General features: G+C 37.7%; 18 protein-coding genes. 4 read left to right on the top strand and 14 right to left on the bottom strand.

All coding sequences use genetic code 11. The features are described 5' to 3' along the window. Nucleotides 1-104 precede the first annotated feature (104 nt). Nucleotides 105-473 carry a pilin gene (locus tag HLH16_RS03905; protein WP_284729905.1) on the bottom strand — a complete coding sequence of 123 codons (369 nt, stop codon included), beginning with the start codon at nucleotides 471-473 and terminating at the stop codon, nucleotides 105-107. Nucleotides 474-1,263: 790 nt separating this feature from the next. Here HLH16_RS03905 and HLH16_RS15990 point away from each other — a divergent pair. After that, complete coding sequence (locus tag HLH16_RS15990) at nucleotides 1,264-1,629, top strand: prepilin-type N-terminal cleavage/methylation domain-containing protein (RefSeq protein ID WP_502707636.1); 366 nt, start codon at nucleotides 1,264-1,266, stop codon at nucleotides 1,627-1,629. A 23-nt stretch (nucleotides 1,630-1,652) separates the two neighbouring features. Here the strand turns inward: HLH16_RS15990 and HLH16_RS03895 are convergent, their stop codons facing one another. The 5 genes from HLH16_RS03895 to HLH16_RS03875 form a co-directional block, all read right to left on the bottom strand. Next, nucleotides 1,653-2,006, bottom strand: a complete 354-nt coding sequence (locus HLH16_RS03895) for a hypothetical protein (RefSeq protein ID WP_171528321.1) — start codon at nucleotides 2,004-2,006, stop codon at nucleotides 1,653-1,655. A 3-nt stretch (nucleotides 2,007-2,009) separates the two neighbouring features. Continuing rightward, nucleotides 2,010-4,067 carry a hypothetical protein gene (locus HLH16_RS03890; protein WP_171528320.1) on the bottom strand — a complete coding sequence of 686 codons (2,058 nt, stop codon included), beginning with the start codon at nucleotides 4,065-4,067 and terminating at the stop codon, nucleotides 2,010-2,012. Further along, complete coding sequence (locus HLH16_RS03885) at nucleotides 4,064-6,001, bottom strand: hypothetical protein (protein WP_171528319.1); 1,938 nt, start codon at nucleotides 5,999-6,001, stop codon at nucleotides 4,064-4,066. Before HLH16_RS03885 ends, HLH16_RS03890 begins: the two co-directional genes overlap by 4 nt. Then, nucleotides 5,998-7,425 (bottom strand): tyrosine-type recombinase/integrase, encoded by a 1,428-nt coding sequence (locus HLH16_RS03880; protein WP_171528318.1) that lies wholly within the window; start codon nucleotides 7,423-7,425, stop codon nucleotides 5,998-6,000. The genes HLH16_RS03885 and HLH16_RS03880 overlap by 4 nt, the downstream gene beginning before the upstream one ends. Before the next feature lie 165 nt (nucleotides 7,426-7,590). Then, complete coding sequence (locus HLH16_RS03875; RefSeq protein WP_228153534.1) at nucleotides 7,591-7,740, bottom strand: Arc family DNA-binding protein; 150 nt, start codon at nucleotides 7,738-7,740, stop codon at nucleotides 7,591-7,593. A gap of 112 nt (nucleotides 7,741-7,852) precedes the next feature. Here HLH16_RS03875 and HLH16_RS03870 point away from each other — a divergent pair, with 112 nt between their 5' ends. Beyond that, on the top strand, nucleotides 7,853-8,851 hold the full coding sequence (locus tag HLH16_RS03870) for an Arc family DNA-binding protein (protein ID WP_171528316.1): 999 nt from the start codon (nucleotides 7,853-7,855) through the stop codon (nucleotides 8,849-8,851). Between the two features lie 18 nt (nucleotides 8,852-8,869). On the opposite strand, the gene HLH16_RS03865 is transcribed toward HLH16_RS03870, so the two are convergent. Then, a complete protein-coding gene (locus HLH16_RS03865) occupies nucleotides 8,870-9,097 on the bottom strand; it encodes a helix-turn-helix domain-containing protein (protein ID WP_103800479.1) in 228 nt (75 codons plus the stop codon). Nucleotides 9,098-9,257: 160 nt separating this feature from the next. Here HLH16_RS03865 and HLH16_RS03860 point away from each other — a divergent pair, with 160 nt between their 5' ends. Together HLH16_RS03860 and HLH16_RS03855 are read left to right on the top strand one after the other, a co-directional pair. Beyond that, nucleotides 9,258-9,524 (top strand): hypothetical protein, encoded by a 267-nt coding sequence (locus HLH16_RS03860; RefSeq protein WP_004281168.1) that lies wholly within the window; start codon nucleotides 9,258-9,260, stop codon nucleotides 9,522-9,524. Between the two features lie 103 nt (nucleotides 9,525-9,627). Further along, nucleotides 9,628-10,248, top strand: coding sequence for an HAD family hydrolase (locus tag HLH16_RS03855; protein ID WP_171528315.1), 621 nt, complete (start codon nucleotides 9,628-9,630; stop codon nucleotides 10,246-10,248). Nucleotides 10,249-10,279: 31 nt separating this feature from the next. Here the strand turns inward: HLH16_RS03855 and HLH16_RS03850 are convergent, their stop codons facing one another. From HLH16_RS03850 to HLH16_RS03820, 7 genes are all read right to left on the bottom strand, one after another. After that, nucleotides 10,280-11,065: a hypothetical protein gene (locus HLH16_RS03850; protein WP_171528314.1), complete on the bottom strand. Its 786-nt coding sequence runs from the start codon at nucleotides 11,063-11,065 to the stop codon at nucleotides 10,280-10,282. 99 nt (nucleotides 11,066-11,164) lie between these two features. Continuing rightward, entirely contained in the window at nucleotides 11,165-11,524 is a 360-nt protein-coding gene (locus tag HLH16_RS03845; RefSeq protein WP_004281163.1) for an antitoxin Xre/MbcA/ParS toxin-binding domain-containing protein, read from the bottom strand. 316 nt (nucleotides 11,525-11,840) lie between these two features. After that, the gene (locus HLH16_RS03840) at nucleotides 11,841-12,353 is read right to left on the bottom strand and encodes a hypothetical protein (protein ID WP_171528313.1); all 513 of its coding nucleotides are present in this window, start codon (nucleotides 12,351-12,353) and stop codon (nucleotides 11,841-11,843) included. Between the two features lie 301 nt (nucleotides 12,354-12,654). Continuing rightward, the gene (locus tag HLH16_RS03835) at nucleotides 12,655-13,215 is read right to left on the bottom strand and encodes a TPM domain-containing protein (protein WP_171528312.1); all 561 of its coding nucleotides are present in this window, start codon (nucleotides 13,213-13,215) and stop codon (nucleotides 12,655-12,657) included. Continuing rightward, entirely contained in the window at nucleotides 13,209-14,201 is a 993-nt protein-coding gene (locus tag HLH16_RS03830) for a TPM domain-containing protein (protein ID WP_502707635.1), read from the bottom strand. Before HLH16_RS03830 ends, HLH16_RS03835 begins: the two co-directional genes overlap by 7 nt. Nucleotides 14,202-14,307: 106 nt before the next feature. Next, nucleotides 14,308-14,898, bottom strand: coding sequence for a LemA family protein (locus tag HLH16_RS03825; protein ID WP_171528310.1), 591 nt, complete (start codon nucleotides 14,896-14,898; stop codon nucleotides 14,308-14,310). Between the two features lie 166 nt (nucleotides 14,899-15,064). Continuing rightward, a complete protein-coding gene (locus tag HLH16_RS03820) occupies nucleotides 15,065-16,486 on the bottom strand; it encodes a glutamate synthase small subunit GltD family protein (protein WP_171528309.1) in 1,422 nt (473 codons plus the stop codon). Between the last annotated feature and the right edge of the window lie 28 nt (nucleotides 16,487-16,514).

Genomic DNA, 16,514 nt, shown 5'->3' with positions numbered 1-16,514 from the left:
TTAACTTTTAAATCAGTTTATTAGTTGACTACATAATAGTAAGAATCAAAAGTCACTATGAAATCTAAGTTTTAACTTACTATGTGCTTAGTCTAGTTACACCATTAAGGCTTACAGAAATTAGCAGCTAAACAAGTACCAGTCTGTGTCCATCTAACTGTTGCCCCATCAACTACTGGTGTTAATACAGATGTATAACCGCCAGCAGCTGCAACAGCCGTTACTGTAATTACGCCATCTACAACAGTAAGAGCAGATACATTTGCTGGCATAGTAGTAGGTGCGGCAGGAATTGGAGCTGTACCAGCATCACAAGTGGTTAACGCACCAGTATCATTAAGACATTCAGCGACTGTTGTTTTATATCCATTACCTACAGACATAACTTCTGTAAAACGTGCCTTACGGACATAATCTTGGTAAGCGGGAATCGCAATTGCAGCCAAAATACCGATAATCGCTACAACGATCATTAATTCAATACATTCCATAAGTCACTTTATATGGACATGCATCAAACCATTGAATTATCTTGCTTTATATAATTACTTGCTTTGTCCATATGGACATCGTTTTCAATGGACAAATTTTTCCAATTTGTCCATATCAGAAAATGGCTTTTACTCGGGGCGATAGAATGAATTTTTATAATGGCAGACTGCTCATGAGATATTTTAAAATTTTGCCTAGCTAAAAATAGAGTAAAAAATCCAGACTCATTTATAAGCCAACTTCTGTATTTCTTCTTTATGCTGAAGAATCACACGTCTTGCATGATGTAGAACAATACACCTAGTCGCTTCGTCATCAACAAATTGCATGGACACAACTTTCACAGCTGCACGAGGTATTCGTTCGGGTATTTTGAAGTCTTTAAGCCGTTTCATTCTATTACTCACCCATATATGAAATATTCCGTATACAACAGCACTTTCAATTTCAAATTGCTTTCATCCCCACACAAGCAACCACTACCAAACCAATATAGTTTTCTGCTCGCTTAGCTGCTAATAATTTAAGTTTTCCCAGTACAAGCAATTTTTATATTTACATATCTCAAAACCGACAAAACTGACATTTTTTGTCACTTAATTACATAAATTTACTTTTAAGTTTTTAAGATTTTTAATCTATTAAACAATCTATTGATTTCATAAGAAATAATTGAGTAATATGCATTGGCACACTTTGTGCAACTATAAATTAGCTTACAAAGCTTATAATTAAATTAACAAAACATTTGTGGAGAATGTTATGAATACAATGCAGAAGGGCTTCACGCTCATCGAACTCATGATTGTGGTCGCTATTATCGGTATTTTGGCTGCAATCGCGATTCCTGCTTATCAAAACTATACAAAGCGCGCCACTGATCAATCATGTATGGCAAGTACTAAAAACTTTACTAGCCAATATATTTTATATTCTAATGATCCTGATTCCCAAACTGATGAGCCGAATGCAGAAAATTTCTCGATCGAAGGTAAATGCGAAGTAGCATTAGAGGAGGGCGAGACACCAACGAAGGTAACAGGTACAATTCCAGAGGGCAAAGGTTCAGGTGCATCTGTTGAATGTGTTATTGCTACTGGTAAATGCGAACTAAAAGACGGTGAAGTTGAAAGTTAATCACTTCATATAAAAACGCATCCTTAGAGATGCGTTTTTTTTAATTCGAAATTTTCTAGCAATAGAGAATTAAACTTTTCCAGAAGTTTTTCATAATCTTCTTTCAGCTGCTCATAATCACTTTTCACTGCCTTGGTCTTAGTTTTCGCTTTTTCAATTTGCTGTGCAGGCGAAAGAACATTTTGCCCTGCTGCCTGTGCAGCTTGCTCAATTGCCTCTATAAGTGCAGCATGACGGCTCTTCTTAATCGAACCACGCTTACGCCCTGCCTCCATTGCAACCGTATCGTTATTAATGGCAGAGCCTTTCGGTAGAATAATCGGTTTGTTGGCTTTTAATCGCTCCAAAGCAGCATAATATTCACTGAGTACACTCATGTTTTAAACCTCAATATTAATCGTTTTAATTCTTTGAATCATTTTGTTTAAAGCCATAATGTCATTGTCTATCTGCCCATATAACAAACTACCTTGCACTTCTACGTCACGCATTCGTTTTAGTCGTTGCACCGCTTTTTGCATCTTTTCCGCACTCTCTGCATCAAACACTGCATAGGCACAACTCAAACAGCTCGTAATCGCAGTAAATGAAATTTTTTCGCAAGAATCAGGATTAGTACAAGCACCAAACAGGCTAGTCTTGCAAGCAATTTCCCCTTTTTTCATACGCTTGATGGTTTCATCACGATTCGGAAATACTGTGAGTAATTGCTCGCGGTCTTTTTGCAGCTGCAAATAGGTTCCTGCACCACCGAGTAAACGGCTAGCACTATTAATTACACCATCTTCAAATTGTGTATAAGAATGAACGAGACGTTGATATTCCAGCTCTTGAATAAATTCCTTTTGGCTATCACTGGCTAGAATATTCGGCGTAAATACAGCATTATCTCGATAAAATAAAGTCATTGCTTCGGTTAAATGCTTATATTGAACGGATAAAGCTCCTAATCCAATAATCCCTGAACGTGCACCATACACAGCTAAAGAACGCCGAAATTGATGAGTACAGATATTCCAATATTTGCCAATCTGACAGTCTTTTTCGTCCCGCCAGTTGCGAAAAGCATCGAAAGCTTCAAGCTCGGCTAAATCACTTTCAATAATTTTCAGTCCATCACCCAGTGATACGCAAATACGGCCTAGATACTGGTTAAAATTAGCTTGTGTTCGGGTCGGAGCACCTAAAAAATGTGACACAAAATCCGTTTCGTTTTTAATATTTTGATTATTTTTATTTCGATGCTTTTGCGAGTACAGCGTTGGGAATAATGGGTATTCAGCAGAATTAGACATATCATAATGTGGGTTGAGCAGGGCATATATTTCACCAATACTTTGTGCTGCATGTACGCCTACTTGAATATCTTCAAACGTGATCCAATAGGTAGACTTGTTGCCACCCCCATGTAATTTTGATGTATAGCCCATAATGACATGCACAAGATGCTCGTTACTTTGAATAGTTTGATAGCAATCAGATGACAGCTGATTCACTTCATTATCACGCATCCCTGTAAACAGATGAATCCACAACTTGGCCATACCTTGAATCAGCGTCATATAACGGGTGAGGTTGGCATGTTTTTGAATCTGATTATTTTCAAACAGTGCCGTTAAACCGAGTAAATCTCGAGCATCAGCAAAACTTACTGCATTTTTTTCACGCTTAAATTCTGTCGGCATCAAAGCAAAATTTGAAGCCTGCTGCTTGCGCTGAAACCATTTCAGAAGTGCTGATGCATTTTGATTAAATTCATTCAATTTATCTGCTAAAGCATTAATTAAGGCTATATAAAGCCGTGAAGGAACAACTTTGGTTTGTGGGCCTACTTTGCCTGAATGCAACCTGAGTTGAGCAGCCAACTTTGCTAAATGCTCTATTGGCTTATATGTACTAAACGCAGGAATGAGCAATGGGTACTGCTGCTGTAATGCAAAACAATCAGTTAAAAATGCTTTGATGTGATTAGCTCTTTGATAACTGATACCAGCATAAGCCTCATGCACTTTCGCAATATAACCTGCATCACTAAATAATTGTGTCAATGTGCAACCATTGCGGTAAGCAATTGCAGCAAACTGTCGCAAGACAAGATGGCGTTGCTCAACACTTTTAATAATCGACTTACCTGATTTTATATAAAGCAACGCAAAAATGATTTTTTTCATTTCAGCACGTATTTGACAGAAGAGAAAATCATTCTCACGAGCATGTTTCAACCAGCTCTTAAAATTTAATTTACAGTGACACTTCGGCAGATAGGGTGAAAAGTCCCAAACATCATCGCCAAATTGAGATAATGTTGCGCCATTTGACATACGGGATAAAATAAAGCTTGTGGGAACAGTCAGCTGATTATTCTCCAAACGATATTCATCTGGTAAAAACTGCTCAGCAACGCCACTGGCATACAAATACGAATTAAATGAACTCATGATATCCACCCCAAATCAATTAGCAATTCAAAATGATTGAGCCAATAGGCATCTAAATCACCGCTTTCTACTTCTTCTTGAATTGAAAAAATACGATCACGTAAATTTTCATAAGTATTTGATAACTCGTTGAGTACTTCGTCAATTCGGTGTAGTACAACCCCAAACTGCTGTTCCCACTTGATTAAGTCCGTGGCTTTTTGTTTTACATAGCCGAGTAGACTTTTCAGTGATAACAGCTTACGCACATCTTCGTCATCAGCATGAACTGCATAATGCTGGCAAAATAAACAGTGCTCAAATTGCTGACAGTTTGGAGTTGGAGCTTGCGCAGTAAAACCCGTTGCTTTTTCAGGCTGTAGATTTGTTGTCATACAAGCCCCGACTGGCAAGGTCTGAACATCAACAGGCTCATCTAGCGTTTGCACAGGAATACGCTCAACGGTTCGAGTTTGTGCTACCGCAACTTCTCTCAACTCATTAAAAAATTGTGAAATTTGCTGAGCTGCATCTTTAAATGAAGTTCGACTGTAATTTTTCTTCGCAGTATCGAGTGAGTGTCCCATTTTTTCGACTTCAAGCAATAAATCACCATCGCTCAATTCAACATATTGACTGCTAACATGCTTGCGCCACTCTCGTGGTGTGATCCAAGCCATTTTCGGGAAAATGCGCTGCAAAAATTTTTTTAGTGACTGTAATTTACTATTTCCAATTGAACTTAATTTTCGAATATTATCGCGCATTGGAAAGACCAAATCACACTGCTCATCTTGAATATACCAAGCCCGAAGTTCTAAAATTTTTCTAAAAATCGGCTCAAATTTAACTCCAAACTCTGGCCGTACTGTCTTGCCTCTTGCACGGCTTTTCGTTCCTGAAAAGCGTCGGCCTTGTGTACTCGGTAGGATTTCCATCGTATCAAGGTGTAACTGTTGAGCAGTGTCTAGATTTGCTCCAGTTTGTGCAATAAATAACAGCATGCCGATGGTCAGGCCGTAGGATGCAAGTCTTTCACGCTCTAAATGCCGCTTATTTTTGTTGCGTTCTTCAAGTTTACGGATCGCTTGATTGCGGTTTTCACGTACACGCTTTCGATGCTCACTATCTTCTTCTAACTCAAAATCAGCTAGCATTTTTGACAAAGATGGAATAGCCGTATATTTAGCTAGATACCTCTGCATATCGAACTGAATATGCTGTTTTTCAACTTGATGATGAAATCCAGAATAGAAATTAAAAATTTCGTCATCTACAGATTGAAAATGCGCAGGAAAGTCATTTTCTTGTACAACAATACGATGAATTTCAAGAAAGACATTTAACAAAGTTGCATAAGTTTTTTGATGATCTTGTTCTGCAATCGGTAAAATAGGCACATCATAACGCTGAGACTGTACTTGCATCGCTTGACTAGAAATATCAATTTCATGACAATCAAATACATATGCAATCAGTTTGGCAACATAACGCTGATACTGCTTTGCGGTATGTGCAGCTAGGTTTTCTTCATCAGTATCTGCAAGCAAAGTGCGATCAACTAAATATTTGCTGTAACGACGATACGCATCTATCACACTGTCTTGATTTGATAAATCAAAAATTTTCTTTTGGCTATCCACCCAATCTAAAAAAAGTTTACTGGTGTAATAAAATAGTCCTTTTGACAAATCTGATCCGCTCATTTGCAACAAATAGTCCGTTAAACACTGCAAAAAATAACGTCTTTTTTCATCAAAAGATGCAGATAACTGTCGTTCTGACAAAGCCTCGCCAGATACTCTTTTCCGATAAAACAGAGTTCCGATGTCAAATGTTTTAAAAGCAAAAGAAGCTGTCTTATCTTTGCAGACAAGAACAAGTCGCTCATGCTCATTAATTTGTTTGTTGATATCTGAGATATGCACAAAAATCGGAGAGCGTCTAAAATTCATGACAATTCTCCTGCTAAATTGACAGAAGACATCACGTATTTCATTAAGCTTGATTCATACTCATGCTGAATTTTACTGCGCCATTGCAATCGTGATTTATAATTCAAATACTGTAAAGTTGTGCTGATGTTGCGATGTCCCATCCGAGCTTGCACATATTCGACCGCTGTCATAGCAGAATGCCCTTCAGGTAGATGCTGCAATTGACTTTCAAGCAGATTCATCCCAAAACTGGCACGTAAATCATGAAATTTAAAACTTTTAAATTGTGGATCAATCAAGCGAATTTCGGGTAATAGCACGACTTTTAAATAACTACGTACCGCTTCACCCTCATACAGTTTCAGCCTCGCCCCAAATGAGTCAGAAGCTTTAATCTGCTCAGTCAGTTCTTGCTGTTCAGCTTTGCTGGTGTAGAAAGGTGTACCAAGCTTGGTGAGAAACACATAGTTTTCATCCGAGTCGCCATAATTTGATTTCTGTCTACGCAGACGCGCTTGCTCACTATTGATATAGATTTTAAGATCTTGTACTAACCAATTTGGAATCAAAAGTATCATCGGCTTTTGAAATTTAGTGTCCACACCTGTACCCGCCCCAACTGGCAGACGAATAAAGCCATGACTATCAAGCTCACAACCAATTAAGCTTTTTATTCGCAAAGTACAAATCGTTTGTAAACGAGCACCTGTGAATAATGCTAGATAGAACATCAGCTGATATTCACGTGATGATTTTTGCAGTGCTTTTAATATGACAGTTTGCGATTCAACGCTGAGAGGGCTTAATTCACCACCATCCACAATCGCTTCAGAATTTGGAGCTTTGGCTGGAACATGAATTGCAAGATCATGTGACTTAATTGCCATTTTTCGACGTGCACCAAATTCATTATCTACAGCAATATATTTGTAAACGTCTTTAAACGGTATGCCATAGCACTGATGATCGATCAAATCTTCTGTAACGAGAAATCGGTAAAAATTCACTACCGCATTAATTCGATTACTTGCAGAGCGAGCTGAAATTAGACCTGCATTTGTCTGCTCAATAAGACGAGTACGATATTTAAAAATCGCATTTGACTGTTTTAGTTTGTGAAACTTCAAACAGTTCAGTTGCTCATCTTCTAAAAAACGCTGAAAATCAACAAGCTGATTGGCAATAGATGCAAATGTTTTAAAATCATACTGTATTGTTTGTTGTAATTTTTTCAGTAAGTACAGATTAAAAATTTCAGATGGCTGCCCATCCCCTTGAATAATACTGGGGAATTTGAGATAAGCATCACCATATTTTTCGAATTCTGCATCATTTAAACAACGGGTTGCCTTAACCAACGTCAATAACTGAAATTTTTTGATGCTCACAACTTTGGCTTTAGACTGGTAGCGTGACTGACCATTTTTAAGTTTAGTGCTCATTTTGAGCCTCCTGTTTATTAAAAAACAGGCAAAAAGTGATCTTGAGATAGGATTGACAAAAATGCCCCTATTCATCAAAATACAAATGTCTGATCAGCAATGAAGACATTCATAAGAGCTCATGTTCCCGCATGGGCTTTTATACTTTTTGCCGAATGAAAATAATTACTTTTTTGTCAATTCTCTCTGTTCCTCTTTTCTTAATCGTTCCAATTCCGTAATAAAAAAAGCATTCATTGACTGATGTCTTTGCTTTGCCATTTGTTTGACCCAAGAAACTAAATCTATGGGTAAACGGAGATTCGTCTGTTTCATGTGCATCATACCACTTGTTAGCATATTGCTAACATAGCAATATGCTAACACTTATGTCAACTTTTTTTTTATAGCATAATGCTAGTGCTATTTTTTACCGACTAAAGAATGTATGAGTAAGAAAGATATCCAATTTAATCTTCGTATTCCTGAAGAGCTAAAAGCTAAAATTGATGCTGCAGCGAAAGCGAATCAACGCTCTATCAATGCAGAAGCGACCTCTCGACTTTACGATTCATTCGTCATGAATGACAATATTCAAGTTGAAGCAGCAAAAATCGTTGAAAACTTTCTTCGAGCTCGATCTCCGACAGAGCGAAAAAAAGTGGTAGCTGAACGTTTAAATTTTGTATTAAGTGAATTGAAAAAAATTTATCATTTCAATGAATTTACAATTGCTGAATTAGCTTTTGAGATCAATGAAGATACGGCTGATGAGGCTGAAGCATGGTTTAGAGCAGAATTAGAACCCACCTTCGGACAATTGGAAAAAATAGCGCAACATACTTCAGTGAATCCAAACTGGTTACTCTTTGGTAAACAGACTCCATATGATATTCAGCACATACGTTTAAATGAATATTTAGATCAAGATATAAAGCTGCTTTTAGGTTCAGCCCCTAGTAATGAATATTTATCTGCATCAAAAGTGAAAGAAATAAAATTTATTCGCGAATTATCAGAAACAGGACAGTTAATTATTCTTAAAATTTATGAAAATTACGCAGTTGAGACTTTTTATCCCCCATATCATATCAGTGACGTAAATGGTGTTGGTGGATATAACTCATTGTTATATTTTTGTTTATTGATCAAAGTACTGTTGCGATATTATAAATCTAAGGTGAATGTATATAGTCATCTGCTTTCAAAAGAGCAGTTTAAACTTATTTTGACTGGAACAGTTCATCCCTTAACAATTGCAGAAAAATTACATCATATTCCTTGGGTTGATGATTTAGCGGATAGCCCCCCAAATAAAAATTTAGATTATTGGGATGGTTTTGATACGTTAAGAGCAAGAATACTACGAGACTTTGCAGCGAAAGAATACATTCAGGAAATTTGGAATGATCCTGAGTTGTATTTAAAGCATCCTATTGAGTTTTAAAAAAGGGATGACATTTTACTAAATGCCATCCCTTTTTCTAGGCTCATTGGTATATTCAAATAAATCCTGCATATTACAATTAAAATATTCACATAAGGTATTTGCGACTGAAAGCTCAATTCGTACTGCACGATCATAGTAAAGACTTGTTAATGTATTACGATTGATACCAGTCGCTTGAGCTACCTCACTTAACTTTAAAATTTTTCGCTCACCCATCAAATTTGACAACCTACATCTAATCATAACAACCTTTAAATTAAAAAATTAACCTATAGCAGGTTAATTAAACTTGATAAATAACTTTTACCATGCTAATTTAACCTGCAGCAGGTTATATTGTTTTATTAAAAACCAAATTAGCCGTTCTAAATTTCATTATATAGTTTTTTAAGGAAGTTCAGCTATGAATAACTACTTTTCTCCAAAATTCTCTGTTTCAGAGGAAGTTCGTTCAACTGCTGTTGCACTAATCAAAGAGTTTAATATTGACCGTACATTTGATTTAGCTTTGTTTCTTAATGTTAACCCCAATTTAAATGACCAAGATGCGACTTTAGCCTGGGTGAATTATTTTGAAAAAAATCAACATGATCTCAGTGACTTCAATCATGTTAGACGCCACTTTATGAAAAATTTTCCTAAAATTATGTTTGCAAATTTCAGTGAATAAAATAATCAAAGGGAGATATCAAATATCTCCCTTAATTTGTTTAGCAATGCTCTTATGGTAATCTCAACAAAAAGTAAAATTCAATTTAATTGGTTGTAAAAATATGGAATCATTTATAAAAGCAGGCCATATTGAGCCTTCAGTCATTGTTTTTGACGTATTTGGCACACTTGTGCAGATAGGGGAAAGACGTTCCCCATATAGAAAATTAATGAAATGGCTAAAAGAAAATGGGCGACAACCAAAACCTGATGATGCCAAATTTATTATGTCCCACAATTTAAATTTGGCAGAGCTTGCAAAGCGATTAGCAGTAAATATTCCAGACCAATTTCTGCAAGAACTTGAGCATGATTTAGATGAAGAGTTACGCTCTATTAGACTGTATGAAGATACCTTATCAACTTTGGAAGAATTAAAAAAATTGGGATTCAGATTGGCATTATGCTCCAATTTAGCGATGCCATATGGAAAAGTTGTTTCTTCATTTTTACCTTCTCTTGATGCTTATGCTTGGAGTTATGAGGTTGGAGCAATTAAACCCGAGTCACAAATTTATCAATATTTAATTGATAAATTACAATGTTATGCCAAAGACATTTTGTTTATTGGAGATACACTTTTAGCTGATTACAGTGGTCCAACTGAATTTGGTATGTCAGCACGTTTAATTGATCGTAAGAATGGGCAAAAGCTGGCAGATGTTTTAAACGACATACTTTAATAACTCGTGGACGCCACCTAATAGTGAATACTCACAGCTCCTCATCTTTCCATTTTTTAAATTCTGCAATTCGTTCATCAAGCTCCAGAACCCATGCTGGTTTTATATGTGGCACATTTGGACGCTCAACACCTTGATGGTCAAAAAATTTATACACCATTGCCGCCAACTTGATAAACGCCTGTTCAAACGTATTTGCCCAAACATCTAAACGATAATCGTGATAATGCTCTTGGTATAATTTACCACCATCTTCTACTTTATTAAGATGTGAGCCAGTCTCTAAATAAATCACTAATTGCCCATCATCTTCATCATTATATGCACCGTGATAAACATTTTGGCAATGCCCCCATGTATTCCAGTGCCATGATGGTACATCGCCAATAACCGTCCAAAAAGCTGGGTGTGTATCAATAAAATGATATGCAGTTAAAAAGTCTGTTGGATTTGCGAGATATGCTTGCTCATTTTCAAAGGCAGTCTGTAAAGCAGATTGTAAATGCTCAAATTTATTTTTATCTGTGTAGGAAAACAAACTACTAGAAAAATGCTCAGAGGTTTTAAAAAATAGGCAACCACTCTCTTTATCCTCACCAAAATATTGATAAACCTCTGGTAGAATCTGTAAATCTGTAGGTTTGACATGATGGATCTGGTGTTGTACGTCTTTTAAGCTTTCGTGAATTGCTTCCATACGATCAGGGTAAGTGATGACAAGTTTCGTATCTCGCAGTGATAAAACTGCTGGTTCAGTTATTTGGGGTAACTGTTCTAATAACCAGCCTGGTAATTGTTTTAATTCAGTTAGCTGCATTTTTAGTTATCCTATTTTTTAATAATTTCAACTTGTTACATATGTTACACAACATAATTTTTGAAAGTTCAGTGTAAGTTAGTCCATAGGAGTATATTGTCACACAATGGCTTCAACAAAATTAAGAACAGAAATCAAGCCACTCATTGTTTCAATTTGATGAATTGGGATACCGCTAGTGACTCTATTTTCGGACGTTAAAAAAATCTTCATCGCAGCCTGATCACCACCTGTCAAAGCATGTAAAGCCTGGTATAGACGAATCAGCAACAGTGCTAATTTCCCCTGTTTAGAATTTGGATCTAATTCAGGTTGGTTGTGCAATTGAGTGATTGCCTCAACATCCATATCTAGCACTATTGCGAGCTGAGACTGACTAAGGGAGAGCAGTTTAGCAGCCCTAAGTACTGATTTTCCAAACACAACTTCTGGTACAGCCTGCTGTTCCAATAACGTCATAGCATCATCTCAAGCTCTAATTTTACTGATCAAGCCTTAAATCTAACAATATCATGCAAATTGCTAGATAAAACGATCACCTATTCCTGTTCGTACCATACCAGTTATTCTTACTTGTTAGACCAACATAAATAGTCACATAAGCTAATTTTGCCGACACCTGATGATTCATACTTACACCACGCTCTGCTGCTTCCAAGGCTAGTTTTTGATGAACAATGATGGAACACGAATAACAAATCGACCACTATATTAACCAAGGGGATCAGTTTTTAAATGCCGTTAGGGGGGCATTTTTACACTGCCGATAACACAGCTATCTTCCTAATTTTTTAAAATAGGTTTCACATTTTGAAGCGGGGCCAAAATTATATTTTAAAGCGGTATTGGCTCTAGCTGTCGCATATTCAATACCTTGAATTTCACGCTGCTGAGCAAAAACTTGAATCGCAGGATGTAACTGTTCTGAGCAACTGGCATCGTTGCTAAAGTATTTTAAAGTCTTGGTATTGGAAAAATATATTGCAGCAAACAATCGCCCATCTTTAAACACAATCGCGGATGAAGCATCTAAACTGCTTCCAGACAGACCTTCATAATACAGAGCCTCATCTGTTTTCAGTAAATAGGGCGCTGAGTAATTGTCGAAATTAGATTGAAATTTTAGATAATCATGCTTTAACAATGTTTGAAGTTCTGTTTGGATTTTTGGATTCAAAACAATTTGAGGAATTGATGAAATATCTGAATATTGAATGAAGTCTAGTTCTTGAGCATGAGTAAAAACGGAGATTGAAAAAAGTAGAAAAAGATAATAGTGATTCTTCATATCAAATTTATTATTTTTATGTCCATATTGACTTACTTATGGATTGTTCATTTTATATGGACACTTATGGAGTATCAATAAGAGTAAAACCTTTTTGAGCATTCATAACATTCTCCACAAATGTTTTTGTTTATTTATAAGCTTTGTAAGCTAATTTATAGTTAGCACTAACTGTGCCAAAACTGATTATAATAAAATAAACAGAAAAAACAGCACTTTAAAAAAATAAAATTGTTACAACGTAGTTTTAATGTTTATTTTAGTAAAAAAATGACATTTTTTGTCACTTAAACACTATTTTCTAGCCTAATATGATGGGCTCATTCCTCAATTCATTATGCTGATCTGTTGTGGAGTGGGCATAAAACTCATTTAACACTTCACCTATGCGAAATACACCTGTCATAACAGCGTCTCGATATTGATGTCGTGAAAGTTGTTCAATCATTTTTTGACAAATTTCATCCCAAACAGCTTGTTCAGTCGCTTTCTGAATTCCCCGATCAATCACAATTTCAACTTTTCGTTCACATAAATTTAAATATAAAAGCACACCACTATTATATTCAGTATCCCACACACCTAGTTCAGCAAAAAGCTGCCGTGCACGCATACATGTATTTTGGTTATACGCTTGACTGGCGGGAAGATAACCTTCAATGACCACCTGAATTTCACCCACATGCTCGTGTTCTGCCTCAGTTACAGCTTGGGCAATTGCTTGCTGATCCTGCTTAGAGAAATAACGCTTAGCCGCAGGCATATATAAAAAATGCTTTAACCAACGTTTAAAACTGGGTTGGCTTACTTCTTCTATTTTAGGCTGTGTGACAATCTCTGTCGTTTCTGTTTTTATTACCATGAGCCTGATGCCCCTCCACCGCCAAAACCACCACCGCCACCACTAAATCCGCCACCACCTCCAAGTCCTCCACCACCGCCACGACCGGCAGAAGCCAAAAACAGCTGGAAAATGGTTTGTGCAATAGCGGTAATCAGTAAAAAGAAAATCCCACCACCAATTAATAAACTAGTCACTAATCCTGCACCATTCACCAATCCGGCTACCGTTCCAGCCACCGCAGCAGTGGACGCACTTAAACCCTTGCCAAAAATAAAGGAACCAATAATGCCTGCAATCAGTATAAATAATGCTGTACTAAAAGTTTTCTCTTTGGCTTGCTGTTCATGCAAAGCTTGTTCATGGCGTTCTTTAAGTTCTTGCGCGGCTTTTTGCGCCACCTCGGGATCCATATTTAAAATACGTTCTATTTCAACCAGTCCCGCTTCAATACCTTGTGCATATTGGGCTTGTTTAAAATAAGGTGTGATTTGATTTCGCATAATCCGACTGGCCACAATATCAGGTATCACACCTTCCAATCCATAACCTGTCAGAATTTGGATACGACGGTCATTAACAGCAATCACCATCAACAAACCATTATCTTGTTTAGCTGAACCCAATTGCCATTTTTCAGCAACACGCATGGCAAAATCAAAAATATCTTCCTGACCTGTGGTGGGTACAATTACTACACCAATTTGCGCCTTTCCTTGTTCATGTAACGCTAAAATCCGTTGACTAATTTCCTGCTTCTGACTTTCAGTTAATACGTTTGCCTGATCAACAACTGGCTCATTTAAGGTCGGCAAGCCACGTATGGATTCTCCTTCCGCCATATCATTAGCAATTTGCGGGGATTGAACCGTGGTTTCAGTATTTTCTTTGGTTACTGTTTGATTTTGAGAGGTCTGCTGTTGATCCTTAATGATTTTGCCGACAACTACAGCATCAGTATTCTCATCTGTGGCTGTTGCAACCTCACTCCAAGTCAGGGAACTCATCAGCACACTAAAACCCAATAAAAATACCGTAAGTATTTTGATTGGGGGTGAGATGTATTCTTTATAAGAATCAGACATCAGCAATCCTTATTCAACAATCAATGAATTATTCGAAAGATACTTTAGGTGCATTTTGTGCACCTTGCTCTGCACTAAAGTTCGGCTTGGGATTCATCCCAATAACTTTGGCAGTCATCACTTGCGGGAACTGGCGCGAATAAGAGTTAAAGTCTTGGACTGTCGTAATATATCGGTTACGCGCTACTGCAATACGGTTTTCAGTACCTTCAAGTTGTACTTGTAAATCACGGAATTGTTCATTGGCTTTTAAATCTGGATAATTTTCAGAAACTGCAATTAAACGAGATAATGCACTGGTCATCTGCGCCTGTGCTTCTTGATATTTTTGGAATAAGGCAGGATCTTCCAGGACTTCTTTATCTACTTTTAAGCCTGCGACATTAGCACGCGCTTGAGTGACTTCTGTTAGAACTTTTTCTTCATGTTTGGCATAGCCTTTCACCACATTGACCAAGTTGGGTACAAGGTCTGCACGGCGTTGATATTGATTTTGCACTTCAGACCAAGAGGCTGTCACCGCTTCATCTTTCACCTGTAGCGTGTTATAGCCACAACCGGATAGCGTTAAAGTACTTACCAGAGCCATAGTGACTAAACTTTTTTTCATTACATTCATATGCCTATATCCTCTATATTTCTTTGTATTTGTTTGAATATTTTTATTGTAAACATATTTGGGCTTAGTTTTGTTTATTTTCAGTACTGCAAATCATCCAAATAAAAAACCCACCGAAGTGGGTTTTTAAATTCATCTGAAGTTTAAATCAGATTAAATATCCTGCTTATATATCCAAGTAATCAAGAATACCTTCAGCTGCTTCACGACCTTCCCATATTGCAGTTACAACCAAGTCAGAACCACGAACCATATCGCCACCGGCAAAGATTTTCGGATTAGAAGTTTGGAATTTGTATTGTTGCTTTTCAGCTGCAACCACACGACCTGAACCATCCAAACCAATGTTTGCACCAGCAAACCAATCTGCTGGACTTGCACGGAAACCGAAAGCTAAAAGCACAGCATCAGCAGGTAAAACTTCTTCTGAACCTGGAACTGGTTCTGGGCTACGACGGCCACGGCTATCAGGCTCACCTAATTGTGTAGTGACCACTTTAACGCCAGTGACTTTACCGTTCTCACCGACAATTTCAATTGGCTGACGATTGAACATAAAGTCCACACCTTCTTCACGCGCATTTTTCACTTCACGACGTGAACCCGGCATATTTTCTTCATCACGGCGGTAAGCACATACCACTGATTCAGCACCTTGACGAATTGAAGTACGGTTACAGTCCATCGCAGTGTCGCCACCGCCCAGTACAATCACCTTTTTACCTTCAACGCTAATGTATTCAGCTACGTCTTTTTCCCAGCCTTGAGTACGATTCACGTTGGCAATCAGGAAATCAAGCGCATCATGAACGCCATCCAGATCTTCACCAGCAAAACCGCCTTTCATGTAGGTGTATGTGCCCATACCCATGAACACGGCATCGTAATCTGCAAGGAGTTGATCGATGGTGATATCTGTACCAATTTCAGTATTTAAACGGAATTCAACGCCCATACCCGCGAAAATTTCACGGCGACGTTTCATGACGTCTTTTTCCATCTTGAATTCTGGAATACCAAAAGTTAGCAAACCGCCAATTTCAGGACGCTTATCGAAGACGACTGGTTTTACTCCTGCACGTACCAGAATATCTGCACAGCCTAGACCAGCAGGACCTGCACCAATAATCGCAACTTTTTTATCTGTCCATTTTACATTGGACATGTCTGGACGCCAGCCTAAAGCAAAAGCGGTGTCATTGATGTATTTTTCTGCATTACCAATGGTGACTGCACCAAAACCGTCATTCAAGGTACAAGCACCTTCACATAAACGGTCTTGCGGACATACACGACCACAGACTTCTGGCAATGTATTGGTTTGATGGCAAAGTTCAGCTGCCTGGAAAATACGACCTTCAGCAATCAGTTTTAACCAGTTTGGAATGTAGTTATGGACTGGACATTTCCATTCACAATACGGGTTACCACAACCTAAACAACGGTGCGATTGATTGGTCGCAATTTCCGCTGTAAAAGGTTTATAAATTTCCACAAACTCTGCTTTGCGGACAGTTAGATCTTTTTTTTCTGGATCTTGGCGTGCTACATCCAGGAATTGAAAGTCATTGTTTAGGCGCTCTGCCATGTCTCTCTCCGTGGGTAGGTGTAGTCTG

The organism is Acinetobacter sp. ANC 5378 (assembly GCF_013004315.1).
Classification (GTDB): Bacteria; Pseudomonadota; Gammaproteobacteria; order Pseudomonadales; family Moraxellaceae; genus Acinetobacter.
This window is presented reverse-complemented; position numbering and strand designations above follow the sequence as displayed.

What these genes read in the sequence shown, in the direction of transcription:
- HLH16_RS03905 (WP_284729905.1), bottom strand. Translation starts at nt 473, where the DNA reads ATGATCGTTGTAGCGATTATCGGTATTTTGGCTGCAATTGCGATTCCC.
- HLH16_RS15990 (WP_502707636.1), top strand. Translation starts at nt 1,264, where the DNA reads ATGCAGAAGGGCTTCACGCTCATCGAACTCATGATTGTGGTCGCTATT.
- HLH16_RS03895 (WP_171528321.1), bottom strand. Translation starts at nt 2,006, where the DNA reads ATGAGTGTACTCAGTGAATATTATGCTGCTTTGGAGCGATTAAAAGCC.
- HLH16_RS03890 (WP_171528320.1), bottom strand. Translation starts at nt 4,067, where the DNA reads ATGAGTTCATTTAATTCGTATTTGTATGCCAGTGGCGTTGCTGAGCAG.
- HLH16_RS03885 (WP_171528319.1), bottom strand. Translation starts at nt 6,001, where the DNA reads ATGAATTTTAGACGCTCTCCGATTTTTGTGCATATCTCAGATATCAAC.
- HLH16_RS03880 (WP_171528318.1), bottom strand. Translation starts at nt 7,425, where the DNA reads ATGAGCACTAAACTTAAAAATGGTCAGTCACGCTACCAGTCTAAAGCC.
- HLH16_RS03875 (WP_228153534.1), bottom strand. Translation starts at nt 7,740, where the DNA reads ATGAAACAGACGAATCTCCGTTTACCCATAGATTTAGTTTCTTGGGTC.
- HLH16_RS03870 (WP_171528316.1), top strand. Translation starts at nt 7,853, where the DNA reads ATGAGTAAGAAAGATATCCAATTTAATCTTCGTATTCCTGAAGAGCTA.
- HLH16_RS03865 (WP_103800479.1), bottom strand. Translation starts at nt 9,097, where the DNA reads ATGATTAGATGTAGGTTGTCAAATTTGATGGGTGAGCGAAAAATTTTA.
- HLH16_RS03860 (WP_004281168.1), top strand. Translation starts at nt 9,258, where the DNA reads ATGAATAACTACTTTTCTCCAAAATTCTCTGTTTCAGAGGAAGTTCGT.
- HLH16_RS03855 (WP_171528315.1), top strand. Translation starts at nt 9,628, where the DNA reads ATGGAATCATTTATAAAAGCAGGCCATATTGAGCCTTCAGTCATTGTT.
- HLH16_RS03850 (WP_171528314.1), bottom strand. Translation starts at nt 11,065, where the DNA reads ATGCAGCTAACTGAATTAAAACAATTACCAGGCTGGTTATTAGAACAG.
- HLH16_RS03845 (WP_004281163.1), bottom strand. Translation starts at nt 11,524, where the DNA reads ATGACGTTATTGGAACAGCAGGCTGTACCAGAAGTTGTGTTTGGAAAA.
- HLH16_RS03840 (WP_171528313.1), bottom strand. Translation starts at nt 12,353, where the DNA reads ATGAAGAATCACTATTATCTTTTTCTACTTTTTTCAATCTCCGTTTTT.
- HLH16_RS03835 (WP_171528312.1), bottom strand. Translation starts at nt 13,215, where the DNA reads ATGGTAATAAAAACAGAAACGACAGAGATTGTCACACAGCCTAAAATA.
- HLH16_RS03830 (WP_502707635.1), bottom strand. Translation starts at nt 14,201, where the DNA reads ATGAGTTCCCTGACTTGGAGTGAGGTTGCAACAGCCACAGATGAGAAT.
- HLH16_RS03825 (WP_171528310.1), bottom strand. Translation starts at nt 14,898, where the DNA reads ATGAATGTAATGAAAAAAAGTTTAGTCACTATGGCTCTGGTAAGTACT.
- HLH16_RS03820 (WP_171528309.1), bottom strand. Translation starts at nt 16,486, where the DNA reads ATGGCAGAGCGCCTAAACAATGACTTTCAATTCCTGGATGTAGCACGC.